We start from the raw sequence: 16,681 nt of genomic DNA on the forward strand, positions 1-16,681 counted from the left end.
CGCTTGCAACGTGGCGTTTTGGGATGGATCAGGGGCATGCCGGTTAGAAACAGGTTGAAATTCTTAGCTAGGGCACGACCATGATTGAAAACAAGAAGAAGCCAAATCCGATCGACATCCATGTTGGCAGCCGTATTCGCCTCCGCCGTACAATGCTGGGCATGAGCCAGGAAAAGCTTGGCGAAAGCCTTGGCATCACCTTCCAGCAGATCCAGAAATACGAAAAGGGCACCAATCGCGTCGGCGCAAGCCGCCTGCAGAATATCTCGAACATCCTCAATGTTCCGGTGTCGTTTTTCTTCGAGGACGCGCCCGGCGAACATTCCAGTGCCGGCGGCGGCATGGAAGCCTCCAGCTCGAATTACGTCGTCGATTTCCTGTCGTCCTCGGAAGGACTGCAGCTCAACCGCGCCTTCGTCAAGATTTCCGATCCCAAGGTTCGCCGCAAGGTCGTGGAGCTGGTGAAAGCCTTGGCCGCTGAAGCCGACGCCGACTGAACCACGACCAATGCAGAATTCGAAAGGCGGTCGAAAGGCCGCCTTTTTTGCGTTTTTGGGGCAAAATTTGTCACTTTGCCGCAGATATAAAGATATATTTATGTCCTTCTGCGCTTGTCATCGGCCCTCGAACTGAGTACCTACTAGGTGGCTTTTATTCTTTGAGGGGAATCCCGAAATGCGCGCGAATTATCTCTTTACCAGCGAGTCCGTTGCCGAAGGTCATCCGGACAAGGTCTGTGACCGCATCTCCGACGAGATCGTCGATCTGGTCTACCGCGAAGCGGCCAAGACCGGCGTCAATCCATGGGGCGTGCGCATTGCCTGCGAAACGCTGGCAACGACCAACCGCGTCGTCATCGCCGGTGAGGTCCGCCTGCCGCCGAGCCTGATGAAGAAGGACAAGGATGGCAAGGACGTCATCAATCCTTCGAAGTTCAAGGCCGCCGCCCGCCGCGCCATCAAGGATATCGGCTATGAGCAGGACGGCTTCCACTGGAAGAAGGCAAAGATCGACGTGCTCTTGCACTCGCAGTCGGCCGACATCGCGCAGGGCGTCGACAGCGCCGCCGACCAGCAGGGCGACGAGGGCGCCGGCGACCAGGGCATCATGTTCGGTTATGCCTGCCGCGAAACGCCGGACCTGATGCCGGCCCCGATCTATTATTCCCATAAGATCCTGCAACTGCTCGCAGTTGCCCGCAAGAAGGGCGACGGCGAAGTCGCCAAGCTCGGCCCCGACGCCAAGAGCCAGGTGACCGTGCGTTACGTCGACGGCAAGCCGTCGGAAGCAACCTCGATCGTGCTTTCGACCCAGCATCTCGACGAGAGCTGGGATTCGAACAAGGTCCGCGCCGTCGTCGAGCCCTATATCCGCGAAGCGCTCGGCGAGCTGAAGATCGCCGACGATTGCAAGTGGTACATCAACCCGACCGGTAAGTTCGTCATCGGCGGACCGGACGGCGATGCGGGCCTGACCGGCCGCAAGATCATCGTCGATACCTACGGCGGTGCCGCTCCGCATGGCGGCGGCGCATTCTCCGGCAAGGACACGACGAAGGTCGACCGTTCGGCCGCCTATGCCGCCCGCTATCTTGCCAAGAACGTCGTCGCCGCCGGTCTTGCCGACCGCTGCACGATCCAGATCTCCTACGCGATCGGCGTCGCCCAGCCGCTGTCGATCTATGTCGATCTGCATGGCACCGGCAAGGTTACCGAGGATCAGATCGAAGCGGCTATCCGCAAGAACATGGACCTTTCGCCGACCGGTATCCGCCGCCATCTCGACCTCAACAAGCCGATCTATGCCAAGACCTCTGCTTATGGCCATTTCGGCCGCAAGGCCGGCCGCGACGGCTCGTTCTCCTGGGAGCGTACCGACCTCGTGAAGGCGCTCAAGGAAAGCGTGAAGGCCTGAGATAAAGCATGACGGATATGGAACGCCGCGGCCGGGCGACCGAAGCCTTCTTCGGTCGCCGCAAGGGCAAGGCCCTGCGCGAACAGCAGGCCGAGACGCTGAACAGTCTGTTGCCGGCATTCCTGATCGATCTCTCGGCGGCTCCCCCGGAGCCGCTGACTTCCCTCTTCCCGGTTCCGGTCGAAAGATTGCGGCTGGAAATTGGTTTCGGCGGCGGCGAGCACCTGATCCACCGCGCGCTGGAGACGTCTTCGACCGGCTTCATCGGTGTCGAACCCTTCGTCAATTCCATGCAGAAGCTGTTGTCGCGCATCGGCGAGACGGGTGCCTCCAATATCCGCGTCTACAATGACGACGCGACGCAGCTGCTCGACTGGCTGCCGGACGGCTCACTCGATCAGATCGATCTGCTCTATCCCGATCCCTGGCCGAAGCGGAAGCACTGGAAGCGGCGTTTCGTCTCGAAAACCAATCTCGACCGCTTTCATCGCGCGCTGAAGCCCGGCGGCCTGTTCTGCTTCGCCTCCGACATCGACACCTATGTAAACTGGACGCTGATCAAATGCCGCGACCATGGCGGTTTCGACTGGATCGCCGACAATGCTGCCGATTGGCTGACGCCCTATGAGGGCTGGCCGAGCACACGTTACGAGGCCAAGGCGCGGCGCGAGGGCCGGTCTTCGGCCTATCTGACCTTCAGGAAGGTCTGAGGCTGCCGGCAAGTCGGCGAACGCGCACGTGATGTTATTCGGCGCGAGCAATCGCGTGGAACGCTGGCCTGACGGATTTCCGTGCTGAAGGATCTAAGTTTAGCGGTGGTTGGGGCCGTATACAGTCAGATAGCTGGTTGGAACGCGATCGCTGGCAACCCCTGGGCCTTCCATCTCTGCTGGGTCATAAAACAGACCGTTTTCCGCGTCGTAAAGCATGAAGTGATCCCCCTGAACGTGGACGATGGCAACCCCCTGGATATCGCTCCATCGACTGGTTTTGATCGGGGCTTCGTTAGACAATCCGATCTCCGCCAACACGCCGCAAAGATCGTTCCAGGTTGTATAATGCGCCGATCTGTCGCCCCAATCGATCATGGCGGCCACATCGTCGTAGCTCATGCCGGTGAGCATCTGCAGAACAAAGACCCCGCATCCATCGTCTCTCGGGCATTGCGTGTGAAATGGAAATCGATTTGGCTGCGATTGGTTCAACGCAAGCTCCTTTCGTCGCCGACCAAGAACAAGCCAACGCGGAATACATGCACTCGTCGTAGCATGAAAGGCACCCGTCTCGAACAGATGGCCGCTATTGGCGGCGCAAGAAGACGACAACAGGTTGAACTGAAGGATCAGAGCGCCCTCCCTTGCGACGCTTAGAGATCCGCCGTTGGACCGGTTGCCAATAGCGCTCACGCGACTATTTTCTGTGCTGGCCACCCTCCTCTCAATGGAAGAGAGACAATGACCGGGAGCAAGTCATGTGCCGAAATATAAAACCCCTGTTCAATTTCGATCCGCCAGCGACGGACGACGAGATCCACGATGCCGCGCTCCAGTTCGTACGCAAGGTGAGCGGAACGACCAAACCATCGAAGCGCAATGAGGTCGCATTCGAGCACGCGGTCAGTTCGATCGCGGCATGCGCCCGTGAGCTGCTCGATTCGCTGGAAACGTCTCAACCTCCTCGTGATCGCGAAGAGGTAGCGGCAAGGGCGCGCGCGAGAACGGCGGTCCGGTTCGCTTAAGGAAACCCTGTCACGCACAGGAGATCTCAATCAAGGCTCAAATGGCCTTGACGGTCAGTGCAGGCTGACCGTCTTCAATTCGTCCTCGGCAGCCTTGAAGAAGGTGCTGGAGCGGTTGTCCGTCAAAAGGATCGGCGTGCCGTCGGCGCCGAAGAGTGCCCAGAGATCGACGTTCGGATCGATATCCGGCGCCTCGGGAAAGCACTTGGCGACCTCATCGGTGCGCATTTTTCTGATATAGGCGACCTCGCCGTTGCCGATGTGGGCAAGCTCGGATTTGGTCAAGTGAGACGTGGCTTCTTTCATCAACATTCCTGTTCCTCCGGGAGAAGGGACCAACGGTCCGACAAACCGTTGTGCTACTGTGAGACCGAAATGTTAATTTTCTTGACCATGCGCGCGGGTTCCGGACGAATTAGATCAACGGAGAGCAGTCCGTTCTTCAGGCCGGCACCGAGCACCTGCATGCCGTCGGCAAGAACGAAAGTACGCTGGAACTGACGAGCGGCGATACCGCGATAAAGATAGTCCCGTTCACCCTGTTCGACCTGGCGGCCGCGGATCACAAGCTGGTTCTCCTCAATGGAGACATCGAGTTCCTCCTCGCTGAAGCCGGCCACGGCAAGGGTAATGCGCAGACGTTCCGGCGCGCCGGTGTCGGCGGCGATGCGTTCGATATTATAGGGCGGATATCCGTCGCTCGCCTTGGAAATGCGCTCCAGCGTCTTTTCCATGGCATCGAAGCCCAGAAGCAGCGGGCTGGCGAAAGGGGTAATGCGGCTCATCTCTTTTCAAGTCCTTGATGCAAGCGACCATCCCGGACCTTAAGGGCAGCATCCGGATGCCGCTAATATGGGGAGAGGAGCCCGGCGCTGCAAGGCATGGGGCGCGACGTGCCGGCGTCGGCCTCTCAATTTAAGGCGGTGGCGTCAGGCTCTTTCCTTGACAAAGCGTCTGCTGCCTCGCATCAAAACATGCCCGCGCGGAATGTGCTGATTTGTGACGGGACGTGAAGAAATCGGTGCATACCCCGATAACACGCAGTGCGAGGATGGAACGATCGGAATGGCAAGCGCAAGAAAGATCATCATCGACACGGATCCCGGCCAGGACGACGCGGCCGCCATCATGCTTGCCTTCGGCAGTCCCGATGAGCTGGAGGTTCTGGGGATCACCACGGTCGCCGGCAACGTGCCGCTTTCGCTCACCAGCCGCAATGCGCGGATCGTCTGCGAGCTCTGCGGCCGGACGGAGACCAAGGTTTTCGCCGGCGCCGACGCACCGATCGCCCGCAAGCTGGTGACGGCCGAACATGTGCACGGCAAGACCGGCCTCGACGGTCCTGAGCTCAGCGAACCGACGATGGCGCTGCAGCCCGGCCATGCCGTCGACTTCATTATCGAGACGCTGCGCCGCGAGCCGGAAGGCACGGTGACGCTGTGTACGCTCGGGCCGCTCACTAATATCGGCATGGCCTTCCAGAAGGCGCCCGACATCGTCCCCCGCATCCGCGAGCTGGTGATGATGGGCGGCGGCTTCTTCGAGGGCGGCAACATCACGCCGGCAGCCGAATTCAACATCTATGTCGATCCCGAGGCCGCCGATATTGTCTTCCGCTCAGGCGTTCCGATCGTGATGATGCCGCTTGACGTGACGCATCAATTGCTGACCCGCAAGGACCGGGTGAAGCGCATGGCCGAAATCGGCACGGCGCCGGCAAAGGCCATGGTCGAGATGCTGGAATTCTTCGAGCGGTTCGACATCGAGAAATACGGTTCCGACGGCGGACCGCTGCACGACCCGACCGTTGTCGCCTACCTGCTGAAGCAGGAGCTTTTCCAGGGCCGGGACTGCAATGTCGAGATCGAGGTCCAGTCCGAACTTACCGTCGGCATGACGGTCGTCGACTGGTGGCACGTGACCGAGCGCAAGCGCAATGCCAGGGTCATGCGCCATGTCGATGCGGACGGCTTCTTCGATCTGCTGATCGAACGCTTCGCCCGCATCTAAAACTTCGATTTCCCTTCCTCGCGAGGAAGAAGGAAACGATCTCAGGCGTCTTTTTCGTCGAAGACAGAGTTGGTTTCGGCTTCGGCCGGCTTCGGGCCGCCCTTGGCGACACCGACCATGGCCGGGCGCAGCACGCGCTCGCCAATGGTGAAGCCGGCCTGCACGACCTGGACGACCGTGTTATTCGGCACGTCCGGGTTCGGCACCTCGAACATCGCCTGATGGAAATTCGGATCAAACTTCTGGCCGACCGGCTCCAGCTTGCGAACGCCATGGCGCTCGAGAGCCGACAGCATGGCGCGCTCGGTCATCTCGACACCCTCGATCAGCGTGCTCAGGCCGGCATCGGCCGCAGCCCTGGTCTCCGGAGGGATGGCATCGAGCGCGCGACGCAGATTGTCGGACACGGCGAGCATGTCGCGCGCAAAGCCGGCAACGGAATAGGACTTGGCATCCTTCACTTCGCGCTCGGTGCGGCGGCGCAGATTGTCCATCTCGGCAGCAAGGCGCAGATAGCGGTCACGCAGTTCGCCGTTTTCGGCTTTCAGAAGCTCGATTGGGTCCGGCTGGGCGGGCTCTTGCTGCGCAGTTTCGTTCTCGACGTAGGCGGCAGCGTCGGCTGCGGCATCGGCCGCAGTTGCGTCAGGTCCGTTTTTCGTCGTGTCATCGGTCATGACGGTCTCCGGTTGGTGTCTTCAGATGCGCCCGATATCGAGGTTTGACCGAAAAAAATCAAGTCTGCGTGACAAAGAAGCGAAAATTCCGCGTGACTGATAGCTGCGCGTCAAAGCTGATTGCGCGAAAGGCGGGAGACGAGTTGGGCCGTATAGTCCACCATCGGCACGATGCGCGAATAATTGAGCCGCGTCGGGCCGATGACGCCGACGGCACCGACGATGCGATCGTCGTCGTCACGATAGGGCGCGACGATGAGCGACGAGCCGGACAGCGAGAAGAGCTTGTTTTCCGAACCGATGAAGATGCGCACGCCCGAACCGCTTTCGGCGAGATTGAGGATCTCGATCAGACTGTCCTTCTTCTCGAGATCGTCGAACAGCAGGCGCAGCCGGTCGAGATCCTCGGCGCCGGCGAGGCCTTCGAGCAGGTTGGCGCGGCCGCGGATGATCAGCTGCGTGGGCTTTCCCTCGTCCGGGCTGCCGGCCCAGACAGCAATGCCGCGCTCGACCAGATCGCGTGACAGGGCATCGAGCTCGTGACGGACGTCGTCCTTCAACCGGCTTAACTGTTTGCGAAGCTCCGGCAGGGTCTGGCCGGACATATGGGCATTGAGAAAATTTGCAGCTTCCGTCAGCTGCGAGGAGGTGACGCCCGCCGGCAGCTCGATGATGCGATTTTCCACCTGATCATGGTCGCCGACGAGCACGGCCAGCGCCTTTGTCGGTTCGAGCCGGATGAACTCGACATGTTTCAGCACCGGATCGCTTTTCGAGGTGATGACGAGGCCGGCGCCGCGCGAAATGCCGGATAACATGCGGCTTGCCTCGTTCATCATCGATTCGACGGGATTGCCGCCACTTTCGACCCGCACCTGGCGGTCGATGTTGGCGCGCTCCTCGGCCGAGAGATCGCCGACCTGCATGAAGGCGTCGACGAAGAAGCGCAGGCCGATCTGGGTCGGCAACCGGCCGGCGCTGACATGCGGCGAATAGATCAGGCCGAGCTCTTCGAGATCGCTCATGACATTGCGCACCGAGGCCGGCGACAGCGACATCGGCAGGATACGGGACAGGTTGCGTGAACCGAGCGGCTCGCCGCTTTCCAGATAACCTTCGACGATGCGACGAAAAATTTCCCTGGAGCGCTCGTCCAGCGCAGCTACGGCATCCGAAACCGACGTCGACCTGATGCCCATGAAGCTTTCGAACCCGTGCTGATGATACTTCCCGAAAAGTAAGTCAAACTCACACCCGTGGCAAAAGGGAATTTGCAAATGAGCGCCGCCAATCGTAGAAGCGGTCAAATAAACCCCAGGAGATAAGAATGCGGCCTTCAGGCAGAAAAATCGACCAGATGCGCAAGGTCTCGTTCGAGCGCAATTTTTCCAAGCATGCGGAAGGCTCCTGCCTGGTGAAGTTCGGCGACACGCATGTGCTCTGCACGGCGAGCCTCGAAGAAAAGACGCCGCCATGGCTGCGCAATACCGGCAAGGGCTGGGTCACGGCCGAATACGGCATGCTGCCGCGGGCGACCGGCGAACGCATGAAGCGCGAAGCCGCCGCCGGCAAGCAGGGCGGCCGCACCCAGGAAATCCAGCGGCTGATCGGTCGGTCGCTGCGCGCCGTCGTCGACCTGCAGGCGCTCGGCGAGCGGCAGATCACGCTCGATTGCGATGTCATCCAGGCCGATGGCGGCACGCGGACCGCCTCGATCACCGGTGGCTGGATCGCGCTTTACGACTGCCTGAAATGGATGGAAAGCCGCAACATGATCAAGGTCGACCGGGTCCTGAAGGATCACGTCGCCGCCATCTCCTGCGGTATCTTCGCCAGCCAGCCGGTGATCGATCTCGATTACCTCGAGGATTCCTCGGCCGAGACCGATGCGAACTTCGTCATGACAGGCACCGGCGGGATCGTCGAGATCCAGGGCACGGCCGAAGGCACGCCGTTCAGCGAGGGCGAATTCACCTCGCTGATGCAGCTTGCCAGGAACGGCATCGGCGAACTCGTGGCGCTGCAGAAGCAAGCCGTCGAAGGATGAACCCCATGCTGGAAGGCATGTTGGAAACAGCGCTCTATGCGCGGGATCTCGATAAGGCCGAGACGTTCTACGAAGACGTTCTCGGGCTTGAAAAGATCGCCCGCGCCGCCAACCGGCATGTCTTCTTCCGCTGCGGTCCGGGCGTTCTCCTGATCTTCAATCCCGAGGAAACGGTAAAGCCGCCAGCGCCTGAAGCACTGCAGGTGCCGCCGCACGGCACGAGCGGCCAGGGCCATGCCTGTTTCCGGGTGTCCGGCCGCAATATCGATGCCATGGCCGAGCGGCTGACCGCGGCGGGCGTTGCGATCGAATCCGAAGTGCACTGGCCGAACGGCGGCCGTTCGATCTATTTCCGCGATCCTGATGGCAACAGCCTGGAATGCGCGGAGGCTAAAATCTGGGGCATCGAACAGGATATCTGAATGCGCAAGCTTGAAACGAAGACCATCGTCGTCGCCAGCCACAATGCCGGCAAGATCCGCGAGATCCAGGAATTGATCGGGCCGCTCGGCTTCACCGCCAAATCGGCCGCCGAGCTGAATTTCGTCGAACCGGATGAGACGGGCACGAGCTTCGAGGAGAATGCGACGATCAAGGCGGTCGCCTCGGCCAATGCCGCCGGCATGCCGGCGCTGTCGGACGATTCCGGGCTGGTGGTCGATGCACTCGGCGGCGATCCCGGTGTCTACACCGCCAATTGGGCGGAGAGGGCAGACGGCACGCGCGATTTCGACATGGCGATGGCCAAGGTGGAAAAGGCGCTGCAGGACGCGGGCGCGACAAAGCCGGAACAGCGCACGGCGCGTTTCATCAGCGTGCTCTGCCTTGCCTGGCCGGATGGGCATACGGAGCTGTTTCGCGGCGAGGTGGAAGGCAGCGTCGTCTGGCCGCCGCGCGGCACGCAGGGCTTCGGCTACGATCCGGTCTTCCAGCCCGAGGGCTACGACATCACCTTCGGCGAAATGAGCGGCGAGGAAAAACACGGCTGGAACGTCGGCAAGCCGCAAGCGCTGTCGCACCGTGCCCGCGCCTTCAAACTCTTTGTCGAAACCTGCCTGGAGGCATAGAGTCGGTCCGTGGACAATTTCGACACGCCAAGCACCTCGCGCGACGCGGCTCTGCTGCCTGATACCGGCGAGCCGGGCTTCGGCGTCTATGTGCATTGGCCCTTCTGCGCGGCGAAGTGTCCCTATTGCGACTTCAACAGCCATGTGCGCCATCAGCCCGTGGATCAGGAGCGCTTTACATCAGCCTTCCTGACGGAGATGGCGGCGGTCCGGGCGATCAGCGGGCCGAAGACGGTGACGAGCGTCTTTCTCGGCGGCGGCACGCCCTCGCTGATGAAGCCGGAAACGGTCTCGGCCATTCTCGACGGCATTGCGCGGCACTGGCATGTGCCAGATGGCATCGAGATCACCATGGAGGCCAATCCTTCGAGCGTCGAGGCCGAACGGTTCCGCGGCTATCGGGCGGCCGGCGTCAATCGCGTCTCGCTCGGCGTGCAGGCGCTGAACGACCGGGATCTGAAATTCCTCGGCCGGCTGCATGATGTCGCCGACGCGCTGAAGGCGATAAGGCTGGCGCGCGACATCTTCCCGCGCATGTCCTTCGACCTGATCTATGCCCGACCCAATCAGACGGTCGAGGAATGGGAAACGGAACTGAAGGAGGCGATCTCCTACGCGGTCGATCATCTTTCGCTCTATCAGCTGACCATCGAGGAAGGCACGCCCTTCTACGGCCTGCACAAGGCCGGCAAGCTGATCGTGCCGGATGGCGAGCAATCGGCATTGCTCTACGAGGCGACGCAGGAGATCACCGCGCGTGAGGGAATGCCGGCCTATGAGGTTTCCAATCATGCCCGGCCGGGGGCCGAAAGCCGGCATAACCTGACCTACTGGCGCTATGGCGACTATGCCGGCATCGGCCCGGGCGCCCATGGCCGGCTGACGCGTGGCCCGGAGAAGCTCGCGACGGCGACCGAGCGCAAGCCGGAAACCTGGCTCGACATGGTCGAGCGTGATGGGCACGGCATTCTCGACGAGGAGCGGCTCGGCTTCGAGGAGCAGTCCGACGAGCTGCTGCTGATGGGGCTGCGGCTGAGGGAAGGCGTCGATCTTGCCCGCTGGCAGCAGCTTTCGGGCCGCGACCTCGACCCGAAACGCGAGGAATTCCTGCTCGAACACAAATTCATCGAGCGGATCGGCAATTCACGCCTGCGCTGCACGCCATCAGGCATGCTGATCCTCGATTCCGTCGTCGCCGATCTCGCCTGCTGACGCGTCGGGCTGGATTTGCGGCACGGCGGCATCGATATTGCCGCCGCACCTGAGGGCATTTCTCAGCCGTGGCTGGTGGCACCGGCCTTGAAGAGGCTGCCGGTCGGTGTCTTCAAAAACATCTCCAGCGGAATATGCTCCTGGTGCAGGAAGCCGGTCGCCGGCAGCAGACCGTCGCGGACCATCTCGATGACGGCGACGACGGAGGCTGACGTCGTCCAGGCGATCGCCGTGCGGCGCGCCCCGGCAATCTCGATCGGGTAATAGGCGCGCACGAACTCCTTGCGGCGCAGGCTGCCATTCTCGGTGCCCTCGGCGGCGACATGGACATAGACGACATCGTCTTCAACCGGCGGCTTGGCATTGGTCAGGATCTCGCCGGCGAGCTTGCGCTTGTCGCGCATCAACAGCTCGTGGAAGAAGAAGTTCATCAGCTCCATATGGCCGGGATAACGCATGGTCTTGTAGTCGAGATTGTCGATCTTGCCGAGCATCGTATCGCACATGGTGCCAAGGCCGCCCGACGTCGTGAAGGCTTCGAGCTTGACGCCGCCGACATAGACGGTCTCGTGCCATTCCATCGGCGAGACGAGCTTGCGCACACCGCCCTCGATGACCTCGCAGTCGTTCAGATATTCGTTGACGACGCCCTCGGGCGACCAGTTGAAGGCGTAGCCGAGCAGCCCGGTCGGATGCTGCGGCAGGGCGCCGACGCGCATGCGGATCGACCGGCAGCGATCGAAGCCGTCGGCCAGGCTTGCGCCGACGATGCCGACGAAACCCGGCGCCAAGCCGCATTGCGGCGCCATCAGCCCGCGGGCGGTCTTCGACAGTTCGATGATGAAATTGGTTGTGGGAACGTCTTCGGTCAGATCGAAATAATGGATACCGGCAAGATGGGCGGCACGCGCCAGCTCGATGTTCAAATGATAGGGCAGGCAGGAGAGCACCGCCTCGACATTCGCGAGCAGTTCGCCGATCACCTGGGGGTCGGAGATATCGCCGGTGCGGCACTTGAAGGGGACGTCGCTCAGCGGCAATTGCGCGTCGACGCCGATGACATCGAAGCCGCCTTCATGCAACAGCGTCGCCGCCAGCCGTCCGACCTTGCCCAGGCCGAGAACGGCGATCTTTTCGAAACTCATTCATTCCTCCCACGCGCCGTTTTGGCGCTTCAGTCTTTGACATGCACTGGCTGCGCGGGAGGTATAGAATAAAAAACTTATAAAGGAAAACGGCCGGAATCGCTTCCGGCCGTCGATTTTTCGGAAAAACTAGTCGATTATTCGTTGATCAGGCGCTTCAGAAGCTCGACTTCGTGCGAAAGCTTGGTGTCTCCCGAAATCAGCTCCTCAATCTTGCGCACCGCATGCAGCACGGTCGTGTGATCGCGCCCGCCGAACCGGCGGCCGATCTCCGGGAAGGAGCGCGGCGTCAGCGTCTTCGACAGATACATGGCGATCTGGCGCGGCTTGACGATGACGCGGGTGCGGCGGTTCGACACCAGTTCCTGGCGCGAGACATTGTAGTGCCTTGCGACGATGCGCTGGATATCCTCGATGCGCACACGGCGCGGCTCGCCGGAGCCGACCAGATGGGCGAGCAGTTCGTCGACGCGTTCGATCGACAGGTTCGGCTCGAAGGAGCGGCGGAAGACCAACTGGTTGAAGGCGCCTTCGAGTTCGCGGCCGCTGGCCGTGACGTTGCGGGCGACATGCTGGAGCAGTTCGGCCGGAATTTCGAGCGACGGATCTTCGAGCCGGGCGACAGCAAGGCGACGCTTGAGGATTTCGAGACGCATCTCGTAATCCGGCGCGTCGAATTCGATCGCGACACCGCCCTGCAGGCGCGAGCGAACGCGGGGGTCGAGCGACTCCAGCTCCCAGGGCGCACGGTCGGCAGCAACGACGACCTGCTTGGCGCTGTCGAGCAGCATGTTCAGGAGATGGCAGAATTCATGCTGGATCATCTTGCCCTGCAGGAACTGCATGTCGTCGATGATCAGGAGATCGATGTTGCGCAGCGAATCCTTCAGCGTCAGCGCATCATTGTCGCGGATCGCGGTGGCAAAGCGCCACATGAAATATTCGGCCGTCAGATAGACGACACGCAGAGCCCGCGGGTTCTGCACTGCCGCATTGGCGACCGCCTGCAGCAGGTGGGTCTTGCCGAGGCCGACGGTCGAATGGATGAAGAGCGGGTTGAAGCGCACGGCGCCCTGACCAGCTTCTGCGATGGTCTTTGCAGCCGCAAGTGCGACCCGGTTCGAGCTGCCTTCGACGAAGGTGTCGAAGGTGAAGCGGCTATCGAGCGGCGAACCGAAGAGCGGCGAGCCAAAGCTTGCTGGCCTTGCGGCGGCAACAGCCGAAACCGCCTGCTGGACGGCCTGACCGGCCGGCTGCGCGCTTGTCGGGCGACGCATCTGCGTGGGGGCGGCTGGTTCCGGCGCGACCGCCTCATCGAGCGCCTTGGTGCCGTGGCGCGTTGCCGTGCGCACCAGGACTTCGATTTTCAGAATTTCCGGATCCTCGGCCTGGAACAGACCGGTGATGAGATCGAGATAACGATTGTTGATCCATGACTTCAGGAAGGTCGTGGGAACCGAAAGGCGAACCACGCTCTTCGAGACCGAATGCAGCTTCAGCCTGGCAAACCAGCTGGCATAGACGTCAGGGCCGACCTGGGCCTTCAAGCGCGCGCTGACGCGCTCAAACAATACGTTCTGCTTCATTTCCGCCTTTGCTTCGCCCACTTCGAGGCGAATGGAGCCGAACGTCTGCGGTGCCGCATCCCCATTGTCGAGCCCGCCCGTCGTCATCGTATTCATCTGCATAATGCCGCCTTTCAATTCCACCGGGCGGCATCCGCTAAAACGGCCGCCCGATCATTCCCCGCTTTGGCGGGCTGACGGATCCTCATGAGCCGCTCGCCTGCCGGTTCACTCAAAACACTGGCCCCTCAATGGGACCGACGCAGAACTCCGTTGCAGGGGCCGCATTCATGCGGCAACCTTCATCGGCTTTCCGTGTCAGGCTGGCGGTCGAACCTCGTTTTCGGCCGACCAGCCCGAACGCAATATTACTTTACCTTCTCCGGCGGCCTCGCCTTAAACGTGCGGCCACTGAAGGCACAAAACATCCCCGCTCCGTAACAGCCACGTTACGGCTCAAATCCGTCGAGTGCTTGAAAAAACGGAAGCGCAGGGCTCCGTAACAAAAGGCACAAACTCATCGCCCTGCCGACGTGGCAGTTAAAACTGAGCCTCTGCAGGTGATGTCCGCGCCCTTTGTTGAAAGCCATTTAGGCAGGATCAAACGGCAATATCAACGATGAATTTTACGCAAAATTAACAAGCGGCCATTGACTCCGCCTGCCGTTTTCGGGCGTCACACCAGCGTCAAAAAAGAATCGCAGTTGAATCAAAGAGATTCCCCCGTTCGGGCTATTTTGACACGCATTGAAAGAAAAAAAATAAAATCCTCTTGACTCGCCTGTGGTCCGGGAAGCTTGGGGCAGAGTCGCGCAGTGCAAAAGCATCCTTGCGCAAGTCATTGTTTTTAAACACTTTTTCCTGTCATGGCGCTGACACGAAACAGTCGTGAGATTAACCATGCAGGGGCTGATCGGCGGAATCGAAAAAGCCCGGTAAAATTACCGGGCTAATCATAAAGAAGAAGTCCTTAACGGAAGATTACGCGGTCGTGGTGACCGAAAGAGCCTTCACACGAGCAGCCAGACGCGAGACCTTGCGCGATGCCGTGTTGGAATGCAGCACGCCCTTGCTGGCGGCGCGGGCAAGCTCGGGCTGAGCCGCCAGGAAAGCTTCCTTCGCCTTGGCGGCGTCACCGGATGCGATGGCCTCTTCGACCTGGCGAACGAAAGTACGAACGCGCGAGCGACGAGCCTTATTGACGTCGGTACGGCGGGCGATCTTGCGGGTCGCTTTTTTCGCCGAAGTTGTATTGGCCATGGATGCCTCTCTCAAGAATTCGAACAAACTCCGCCATTACCGCGGGCCCTGCGGCCACAAAATCCAGCAATGCGGGAGCAATCGCGGAAAACCAAACCGGCTTTCCGAACCGTGGGCGGGCATATAACTCTAAAGCCGGCCCACGTCAACGCGGATTTTCAAGCTTTACCACCGGCAAGCACCGAAAAGCATTCAACGGTGCGTAAAAGCAGGTTTGCGCTTCTCGACGAAGGCGGCCATGCCTTCTTTCTGGTCGTCCGTGGCAAAGAGACTGTGAAACAGGCGGCGCTCGAAACGCAAGCCCTCCTCCAGCGTCGTCTCGAATGCACGGTTGACCGCCTCCTTGGCCATCATCACCGAGGGGCGCGACAGCGCAGCGATCTTCTCGGCTGCGGCAAAAGCCTCTTCGAGCAGGCGATCGGGCGCTACCACACGCGAAACGAGTCCCGATCGTTCCGCCTCGGCCGCATCCATCATGCGGCCGGTCAGGATGAGATCCATTGCCTTCGCCTTGCCGACGGCGCGCGTCAGCCGCTGCGAGCCGCCCATGCCGGGAATGACGCCGAGGGTGATTTCCGGCTGGCCGAACTTCGCCGTCTCCGAGGCGATGATGAAATCGCACATCATGGCGAGCTCACAGCCGCCGCCGAGCGCAAAACCGCTGACGGCAGCGATCACCGGCTTGCGCGCCTTGGCGACCTCATCCCAGCCGCTGATGAAATCACTCTTATAGATATCGGCGAACTCAAGCGGCTGCATCTCCTTGATATCGGCGCCGGCAGCAAAGGCGCGCTCGGAACCGGTCAGCACGATCGCTCCGACCGTCTCGTCGGCGTGGAAGGCGGCATAGGCCTCTTTCAGTTCCTTCAGGACAGCGGAGTTCAACGCGTTCAGTGCCTGCGGGCGGTTCAGCGTGACGAGGCCGACATTGCCTCGGGTTTCGACGATCAGGGTTTCATAGGCCATGCTGTTCTCCCGGTTTCTCACTCTTAACTTCTGGCAGGCTTATTTCTGGCAGGTGGCGCAATAGAAGGTAGAGCGACCCGCCTGGACGATGCGGGCGACCGTACCGCCGCAGCCGGGCGTGCGGCAAGCCTGACTTTCGCGATCATAGACGGAGAAGGAATGCTGGAAATAGCCGAGCGATCCGTCGGTCTGGATATGATCGCGCAGCGATGATCCGCCGGCGGCGATCGCGTCGGCGATGACGTCGCGGATCGAAGCGACGAGCAGGTCGAGCTGCGTCTTCGGCCGGCCAGTCGCCGTCACCAGCGTGCCGGCGGCGCGAATCGGCGAAAGATGCGCGCGCCACAATGCTTCGCAGACATATATATTGCCGAGACCGGCAATGTTCTTCTGGTCAAGCAGCGCGCTCTTCAGCGGCTGCGCCTTGTCCCGAAAGCGTTCGGCCAGATAGGCGGCGCTGAGCTCGTTTCCCGTCGGCTCTGGGCCGAGATCGCGGAAGAAGGGATGGGCGGCGAGATCGGCGCGTCCCACCATATCCATGAAGCCGAAACGGCGCGGATCGTTGTAGACGACGCGGCGGGGGCCGCTGGCCGCTTGCAGATGGAAGACAACGTGATCGTGCTTCTCGTCCTTCGAGCGGGCATGGTGGAATTCGCCCGGCACGCCGGAGGCAGCCCCCTCGTCGATATGGCCCTCCTCAATGCGAAAAGAACCGGACATGCCGAGATGCGAAATCAGCGTGTTGCCGTCGTCGAGATCGACCAGCAGATATTTGGCGCGGCGGCCAAGGCCGACGATGGTGCGGCCGGAAACCCTGTCCGCGAAAGCGTCGGGAAAGGGAAAGCGCAGGTCGCCGCGGCGCAGCTCCAGCCTGGTGACGCGGGTGCCCTCCATCGCCGGCGTCAGGCCGCGTTTCACCGTTTCGACTTCTGGCAATTCCGGCATCTTAACCCATCTATCTCTAACGTGTTTCAACCGGCGACGATGTGCGCTATAGCGCCATTGTGCCGCGGAGAATGCGGCCCATAGATAACGTCGCGCGCGGTCTTTCGCTATGGCCGCCGCGCCCGAATCTTCAGGAAC

The 16,681-nt window shown here is 61.1% G+C and carries 19 protein-coding genes; 9 read left to right on the forward strand and 10 right to left on the reverse strand.

Translation table 11 applies throughout. The annotated features are described in order from the left end of the window. Nucleotides 1-80: 80 nt before the first annotated feature. The 3 genes from FFM53_RS11315 (at nt 81) to trmB (ending at nt 2,624) form a co-directional block, all read left to right on the forward strand. Entirely contained in the window at nt 81-497 is a 417-nt protein-coding gene (locus FFM53_RS11315; RefSeq protein WP_003544853.1) for a helix-turn-helix domain-containing protein, read from the forward strand. A 178-nt stretch (nt 498-675) separates the two neighbouring features. Beyond that, nucleotides 676-1,914 (forward strand): methionine adenosyltransferase, encoded by a 1,239-nt coding sequence (gene metK, locus FFM53_RS11320; protein WP_018485328.1) that lies wholly within the window; start codon nt 676-678, stop codon nt 1,912-1,914. An 8-nt stretch (nt 1,915-1,922) separates the two neighbouring features. Then, the gene (gene trmB, locus FFM53_RS11325) at nt 1,923-2,624 is read left to right on the forward strand and encodes a tRNA (guanine(46)-N(7))-methyltransferase TrmB (protein ID WP_138332290.1); all 702 of its coding nucleotides are present in this window, start codon (nt 1,923-1,925) and stop codon (nt 2,622-2,624) included. Nucleotides 2,625-2,723: 99 nt separating this feature from the next. Here trmB and FFM53_RS36280 read toward each other — a convergent pair whose 3' ends face one another. Next, entirely contained in the window at nt 2,724-3,344 is a 621-nt protein-coding gene (locus tag FFM53_RS36280) for a hypothetical protein (RefSeq protein WP_246413139.1), read from the reverse strand. 41 nt (nt 3,345-3,385) lie between these two features. Between FFM53_RS36280 and FFM53_RS11335 the strand changes: the two genes are divergently transcribed. Further along, nucleotides 3,386-3,652, forward strand: coding sequence for a DUF2277 domain-containing protein (locus FFM53_RS11335; protein WP_062940652.1), 267 nt, complete (start codon nt 3,386-3,388; stop codon nt 3,650-3,652). 54 nt (nt 3,653-3,706) lie between these two features. On the opposite strand, the gene FFM53_RS11340 is transcribed toward FFM53_RS11335, so the two are convergent. Together FFM53_RS11340 and FFM53_RS11345 are read right to left on the reverse strand one after the other, a co-directional pair. Beyond that, nucleotides 3,707-3,964: a BQ00720 family protein gene (locus FFM53_RS11340; protein ID WP_003544838.1), complete on the reverse strand. Its 258-nt coding sequence runs from the start codon at nt 3,962-3,964 to the stop codon at nt 3,707-3,709. 47 nt (nt 3,965-4,011) lie between these two features. Beyond that, complete coding sequence (locus tag FFM53_RS11345) at nt 4,012-4,437, reverse strand: Hsp20 family protein (RefSeq protein WP_003544836.1); 426 nt, start codon at nt 4,435-4,437, stop codon at nt 4,012-4,014. 280 nt (nt 4,438-4,717) lie between these two features. Between FFM53_RS11345 and FFM53_RS11350 the strand changes: the two genes are divergently transcribed. Beyond that, entirely contained in the window at nt 4,718-5,662 is a 945-nt protein-coding gene (locus tag FFM53_RS11350) for a nucleoside hydrolase (protein WP_138388350.1), read from the forward strand. Nucleotides 5,663-5,703: 41 nt separating this feature from the next. Here FFM53_RS11350 and grpE read toward each other — a convergent pair whose 3' ends face one another. Both grpE and hrcA read right to left on the reverse strand, forming a co-directional pair. Next, entirely contained in the window at nt 5,704-6,336 is a 633-nt protein-coding gene (gene grpE, locus FFM53_RS11355) for a nucleotide exchange factor GrpE (RefSeq protein WP_065281958.1), read from the reverse strand. A gap of 110 nt (nt 6,337-6,446) precedes the next feature. Then, nucleotides 6,447-7,535, reverse strand: coding sequence for a heat-inducible transcriptional repressor HrcA (hrcA, locus tag FFM53_RS11360; protein ID WP_003544833.1), 1,089 nt, complete (start codon nt 7,533-7,535; stop codon nt 6,447-6,449). A gap of 128 nt (nt 7,536-7,663) precedes the next feature. Between hrcA and rph the strand changes: the two genes are divergently transcribed. Genes rph through hemW form a run of 4 tightly spaced genes read left to right on the forward strand, consistent with a single transcriptional unit; the run spans nt 7,664 to nt 10,662 of the window. Next, nucleotides 7,664-8,383, forward strand: a complete 720-nt coding sequence (rph, locus tag FFM53_RS11365) for a ribonuclease PH (RefSeq protein WP_011650181.1) — start codon at nt 7,664-7,666, stop codon at nt 8,381-8,383. After that, nucleotides 8,380-8,805, forward strand: a complete 426-nt coding sequence (locus tag FFM53_RS11370) for a VOC family protein (protein WP_138388351.1) — start codon at nt 8,380-8,382, stop codon at nt 8,803-8,805. Before rph ends, FFM53_RS11370 begins: the two co-directional genes overlap by 4 nt. Then, entirely contained in the window at nt 8,806-9,450 is a 645-nt protein-coding gene (rdgB, locus tag FFM53_RS11375) for an RdgB/HAM1 family non-canonical purine NTP pyrophosphatase (RefSeq protein ID WP_129417677.1), read from the forward strand. Between the two features lie 9 nt (nt 9,451-9,459). After that, the gene (hemW, locus tag FFM53_RS11380; RefSeq protein WP_138332281.1) at nt 9,460-10,662 is read left to right on the forward strand and encodes a radical SAM family heme chaperone HemW; all 1,203 of its coding nucleotides are present in this window, start codon (nt 9,460-9,462) and stop codon (nt 10,660-10,662) included. A gap of 62 nt (nt 10,663-10,724) precedes the next feature. Here the strand turns inward: hemW and FFM53_RS11385 are convergent, their stop codons facing one another. The 5 genes from FFM53_RS11385 to mutM form a co-directional block, all read right to left on the reverse strand. Next, on the reverse strand, nt 10,725-11,807 hold the full coding sequence (locus tag FFM53_RS11385; protein WP_138332280.1) for a saccharopine dehydrogenase family protein: 1,083 nt from the start codon (nt 11,805-11,807) through the stop codon (nt 10,725-10,727). Nucleotides 11,808-11,944: 137 nt separating this feature from the next. Then, nucleotides 11,945-13,495, reverse strand: a complete 1,551-nt coding sequence (dnaA, locus tag FFM53_RS11390; RefSeq protein WP_138332279.1) for a chromosomal replication initiator protein DnaA — start codon at nt 13,493-13,495, stop codon at nt 11,945-11,947. Between the two features lie 858 nt (nt 13,496-14,353). After that, entirely contained in the window at nt 14,354-14,632 is a 279-nt protein-coding gene (gene rpsT, locus FFM53_RS11395; RefSeq protein ID WP_003544819.1) for a 30S ribosomal protein S20, read from the reverse strand. Between the two features lie 192 nt (nt 14,633-14,824). Beyond that, complete coding sequence (locus tag FFM53_RS11400; RefSeq protein ID WP_138332278.1) at nt 14,825-15,598, reverse strand: enoyl-CoA hydratase; 774 nt, start codon at nt 15,596-15,598, stop codon at nt 14,825-14,827. Nucleotides 15,599-15,637: 39 nt separating this feature from the next. Next, nucleotides 15,638-16,543 (reverse strand): bifunctional DNA-formamidopyrimidine glycosylase/DNA-(apurinic or apyrimidinic site) lyase, encoded by a 906-nt coding sequence (gene mutM, locus FFM53_RS11405; RefSeq protein ID WP_138332277.1) that lies wholly within the window; start codon nt 16,541-16,543, stop codon nt 15,638-15,640. Between the last annotated feature and the right edge of the window lie 138 nt (nt 16,544-16,681).

The sequence above is a fragment of the Rhizobium indicum genome (assembly GCF_005862305.2).
GTDB classification, from domain to species: domain Bacteria; phylum Pseudomonadota; class Alphaproteobacteria; order Rhizobiales; family Rhizobiaceae; genus Rhizobium; species Rhizobium indicum.

Excerpts from the sequence above, each read along its gene's own strand:
- FFM53_RS11315 (WP_003544853.1), top strand. The coding sequence starts at position 81 with ATGATTGAAAACAAGAAGAAGCCAAATCCGATCGACATCCATGTTGGC.
- metK (WP_018485328.1), top strand. The coding sequence starts at position 676 with ATGCGCGCGAATTATCTCTTTACCAGCGAGTCCGTTGCCGAAGGTCAT.
- trmB (WP_138332290.1), top strand. The coding sequence starts at position 1,923 with ATGACGGATATGGAACGCCGCGGCCGGGCGACCGAAGCCTTCTTCGGT.
- FFM53_RS11335 (WP_062940652.1), top strand. The coding sequence starts at position 3,386 with ATGTGCCGAAATATAAAACCCCTGTTCAATTTCGATCCGCCAGCGACG.
- FFM53_RS11340 (WP_003544838.1), bottom strand. The coding sequence starts at position 3,964 with ATGTTGATGAAAGAAGCCACGTCTCACTTGACCAAATCCGAGCTTGCC.
- FFM53_RS11345 (WP_003544836.1), bottom strand. The coding sequence starts at position 4,437 with ATGAGCCGCATTACCCCTTTCGCCAGCCCGCTGCTTCTGGGCTTCGAT.
- FFM53_RS11350 (WP_138388350.1), top strand. The coding sequence starts at position 4,718 with ATGGCAAGCGCAAGAAAGATCATCATCGACACGGATCCCGGCCAGGAC.
- grpE (WP_065281958.1), bottom strand. The coding sequence starts at position 6,336 with ATGACCGATGACACGACGAAAAACGGACCTGACGCAACTGCGGCCGAT.
- hrcA (WP_003544833.1), bottom strand. The coding sequence starts at position 7,535 with ATGGGCATCAGGTCGACGTCGGTTTCGGATGCCGTAGCTGCGCTGGAC.
- rph (WP_011650181.1), top strand. The coding sequence starts at position 7,664 with ATGCGGCCTTCAGGCAGAAAAATCGACCAGATGCGCAAGGTCTCGTTC.
- FFM53_RS11370 (WP_138388351.1), top strand. The coding sequence starts at position 8,380 with ATGAACCCCATGCTGGAAGGCATGTTGGAAACAGCGCTCTATGCGCGG.
- rdgB (WP_129417677.1), top strand. The coding sequence starts at position 8,806 with ATGCGCAAGCTTGAAACGAAGACCATCGTCGTCGCCAGCCACAATGCC.
- FFM53_RS11385 (WP_138332280.1), bottom strand. The coding sequence starts at position 11,807 with ATGAGTTTCGAAAAGATCGCCGTTCTCGGCCTGGGCAAGGTCGGACGG.
- dnaA (WP_138332279.1), bottom strand. The coding sequence starts at position 13,495 with ATGCAGATGAATACGATGACGACGGGCGGGCTCGACAATGGGGATGCG.
- rpsT (WP_003544819.1), bottom strand. The coding sequence starts at position 14,632 with ATGGCCAATACAACTTCGGCGAAAAAAGCGACCCGCAAGATCGCCCGC.
- FFM53_RS11400 (WP_138332278.1), bottom strand. The coding sequence starts at position 15,598 with ATGGCCTATGAAACCCTGATCGTCGAAACCCGAGGCAATGTCGGCCTC.
- mutM (WP_138332277.1), bottom strand. The coding sequence starts at position 16,543 with ATGCCGGAATTGCCAGAAGTCGAAACGGTGAAACGCGGCCTGACGCCG.